Annotated in this window: 1 protein-coding gene; it reads right to left on the reverse strand. The window is 39.1% G+C overall.

From position 1 onward, the window contains the following. On the reverse strand, nt 1-4,241 hold a 4,241-nt coding region (locus ACPDHL_RS15945; RefSeq protein WP_430533704.1), incomplete at its 3' end, for a fibronectin type III domain-containing protein. Nucleotides 4,242-4,582 lie beyond the last annotated feature (341 nt).

Raw genomic sequence — 4,582 nt, forward strand, 5'->3', positions numbered from 1 at the left:
TACGCATGTACTAAAGTTTCTGGTTCAGCATGAGCAGCAAGCGCTTCCTCCACAATTCTTTTAACCTCAAAATCAGCATAACCCACATTGTCAACATCACATAGCTCTAACTTCTCTGGTAGGCGAAGTTCAATCTCATCGTAGAATTTAATATACACTTCATCCTCTGGGTTTTCCTCGCACAAATCTTTCTCTACGCGAACGCGGTACGTTCCCGTTTCAGTAACCGTCAATCGGTTGGTATTAAACACTGCTGGATCCATCATCTCACCATCTTTAAACCAAGTATATTCCATGTCTTCAGTAGAACCTGCTGCAGAGATATTTGCTTTAATCTCAAACGAATTGGTACCTGGACATAAATATTGATCTGGTCCTAAATCAACCTCACATAAGAATTTACAATCCGTTGTTCCTGCACCCACTTCTTCTACATTTCGTTGTGCTAGTTTAATAAAGCCTTCACCACCATTATAATTGGTAATTAAAACGGCATAAATCTGACCGCGTACCGCATTATTAATGGTTAATGATTCAACTGGATCACTATCATAACTACAATCCACAATATTACCCGCAGGATAAGCCGATTGATCTGTCGTGTTATTTGGACAGTCTACTCCTGGAGGACACGGTCCTAATACCGATTCAGCACAAGCTTGATCTAAAGTATCAAAAGGTCCGAAAGCTACGAAATCAACATCCAATCCCGTTCCTACTTCATCGCCATTGGCATCAAATGCGGTATTTTGAATGATGTCAAAAACAAGATCTCCATCTTGATCTATCTTCAAGAAATACCATACCGGGTAAGGAGCAGATGATAAACAAGCAATCTGGAGTCCTTGTCCTAACGGATACTGTTCAGAAGTATTCTCTCTGTTGTTATTTGGAAAGATAATTCCTTCTGGTCCAGCACAAAACGGCTCTGCATCTAAAATACTCGTGCTACTCGTTTTTACATTGATCTTTTTCCACATACTCACGTTATCTGGTCCACAGACATTGCGCACATAGAAATAGTAGGTCGTATTCACCGTTAATCCGGTAGCAGAATAATTAGGCTCTTCCACAATTTCGATTGAATCTGGGGCTGGCTCTGCCCCATCTATTGTTGAAAAGGCAATTTCCCAACGCGTCATTCCCTCTTGAGAATCCCATCCGTAATTGATGCGATCTGAACCAATACAAGCAGACAATCCGGTAACTGCAGGGCAAGTTTCTACTTTTAATTTCACATTGTCTACGGCAGCAGCGGGATCATCACCCGAACTACCATCATTTCTCCATTGAAAAACCAGACGAAGAGTTTGTCCTGCAAATGAAGTTAAATCTAGTGATTCTAAAACCGTCGTAAAATCTTCTTGTAAATTGTATCCTTCTCCAACCTCAATACGTTCTGTATCTTCGAGAATTCGTTCACCAGCTAGTGGTAAATACGTCGTAGGAACAAGCCAAACACTTAAATAATCGAATTTTGTTGTTGTTCCTTCACCAACAGCTCTCCAATCAAAGCTTAAGCTTCCTTCAATTGTACCTGCAGGTATAGCGATATCGCGATACGCATGAGCTACGGTAGTTGTACTGTTATTATAACTATTGGTTACCCCGTTGTCTTTTGTAACGTATAGTGATTGAGTTCCTCCATTATTCACGGCTGTCCCAACCACCCATTTATTGTCTGAGTTGCTAACAAGACTCCAATTGTTATCTCCCTCAAAGTCATCTTCATAAGTTAGTTCACCTGGAATTTGTCCTGTTATAATTAACACAGACTTCCAGAAGCTTTTATCTGTATCACTACATATGGTTCTTACCCATGCATAGTAAGTAGTATTTGATTCTAACCCATCAATAGTATAAGGATTATCTGTTGTAGTCACTGAACCTGTCACAGTATCTCCAGGTTCAGTATTGGTCGTTGAATAATACACTTCATAATTATCTTGTCCTTGAACGGCTGGCCAAGAAATCACAGCGGATGATTCTGTCACACGATCTACCTGTACATTGGTAGGTGCAGGACAAGTAATAGCAGAAACCTCTAAGTTATCAATAGCTGCTGGGGGATTGTTTCCTCCGCTACCATCCTGTTTCCATTCAAATACCAAACGCATGGTTTCACCTGCATAGGTTGTTACATTTTGTATCAACTGTTCTCTAATGAAATTGGGATTTGCATTAAACTCTGTTCTTCCCAGTTGGATTCTGTCTTCCGCAGCTGTTATTTGCGTACCAGGGCTTGGTGTAAAAGTAGCTGGTACGACCCAAACTCTAAAATAATCCCAAGTTCCACCTTCTCCAATACATCTCCAATCAAAATTCACTGCTACCTCCACTGTTTCAGCTGGAATGATAATATCACGGTAAGCATGCGCTGTTGTTAAGGCGTCAAAATTATAGGTATTAGTTGCCCCATTGTCTTGACTAATATAAAGAGAACTTGTACCACCATTGTGTACAGCAGTACCTACAACCCACTTATTCACTGAATTACTAGCTGCATTCCAAGCGTAAGTTCCTTCAAAATCTTCGATATAAGGAAGTGTTGCAGGAATTTGTTTAGTTTCGAAAGACACTTGTTTCCAAGCGCTTTTCTCTGTCTCATCACACACTGTTCTTACCCAAACCGTATAAGAAGTACTCGCTGTTAGTCCCTCAATCGTATATGGATTTTCTGATGTTACAGTCCCTGTTGCTGTATCTTCTGGATATTGATTTGTTGTTGCGTGATATACTTCATAGGTGTCTTGTCCTTCAACAGCTGTCCAAGATATCGCTGCACTTGATACCGTTATGGCATCTACTTCTACGTCTTGTACAGCACTACAAGTAAGCTCTACAACTTCAACATTATCAATTGCTGCTGGAGGTTGAGTTCCACCGCTAACATCCTGGCGCCATTCAAATACCAAGCGCATGTTTTCTCCACTAAAAGCAGCTACATTTTGTTCAAAACTCGCTCGAACAAAATCAGGGTTTAGGTTAAAATCGCTTCCTAACTGAAAGCGATCTGTAGCTTCAGTAATTTGTTCATCGATTATTGGATTAAAAGAAGTTGGAACTAGCCAAATTCTAAAATAATCATATTTCGTTGTTTCGCCTTCACCTACACAACGCCAATCAAAACTAACCAATATATCCCCTACATCTTCTGGTATAGCAAGGTCGCGATAGGCATGAGTCACCATTCTCCCATTCACATTATATGAATTATTAACACCTTCATCTTCACTAATATACAGTGATTTTGTTCCTCCATTATGGATAGCAGTTCCAATAAACCATTTATTGTTGGAGCCTGTACCTAGGGTCCAATTTGCGTTTCCTTCGAAATTATCTGTAAAAGGAAGTGTAGCAGCTATTTGTTCTGTTGTAAAAGCCATTTCATCTGAGAACATCGAAACGTCTTCTGCTCCACAGGTTGCGCGAACATATAGTTTATAGGCTGTACTAGCTGTTAATCCATCAATAACTAAAGGCATTGTGCTAATGTCCGTAATGGTTCCTGCTAGTGCTAATCCAGTTGCTCCTGATCCTGCTTCTCCTTGCGTTCTCACTTCATAAGCAATCCCTGCTGTGGTTTCGCTTTCTGATATGGTAAAGCTTACACTTGTAGTTGTACTACTATCTAGGGTAGCACGTATCGGGAGACAGGTCATCTCCGCTCCAAACGTAATTTTCAAATTGGGTCTGGTTGTCAATGCAGTTAAAGCACTTGTTGGTAGTGATCGATCACTTTCAACTGTAAAATGCATATTGGTCGCGGTTGACGCTTTTATTTCCAATCCATCAAAACCATCACTATTACCCCCTCCTTCAAAATTGGTTTCTACTAGAACCAATAAGTTTTTTGTTCCATCCGTATAAGGAAAAGAACGGTTAAAATTAAGGGTATTATAACCCACGGTAGTTGGTGTAAATAGATCATCAAAAACTAAAGTTGCTCCTTCGGTAAAAGTCTCCCAAAGTCCTCCAATAAGCGCTGTTGACTCAACTTCCTTGAGATAGATTTTAACAGGTCTTGCTCCTTTAATCACACCGATATCCCAAGCTAGTTTATTGATAAAACCAGTTTGATCGATCTCTTCTGAGGTATAGAGTGCGGCTGATCGCGAATAGCCAAAATGACTACTCAGCGGTTGCCTATCTGCCTCTGTACCAATGCCAATTTCAACCTCTTGTCCATAAGTAATACAAATACTTAGTAAGAAGAAGAATAGCACTGTCATTCTTTTCATACGTATTAAGTTTTAAGTTAGTTAGGATCAAATATAAAATTTTTTTATCCAAAGATTAACAAAACAAGGGCTTTGACCTTTACTCAACCTGCATAGAACAAGAACTTTGATTAGTATTCATCTAGCACTATAAAAAAAAAGTGCCGTTATTCATTATTTATTAAGTTAAATAAACCTCATTAATAAAAATTAAACCAAAATAATTTACAATCTGTTTTTTTTCACAAATTCACATGATTCTGAAAATTTATTGTTAAATCTTCATTTCTAACCCTTAAAAACAAAAAATCCTCACCCCATAACAGGGCAAGGACTTTTCAAACTATACTAAACTTAATACT

Origin of the sequence: Myroides sp. C15-4 (assembly GCF_050522745.1) — a bacterium.
Classification (GTDB): Bacteria; Bacteroidota; Bacteroidia; order Flavobacteriales; family Flavobacteriaceae; genus Flavobacterium.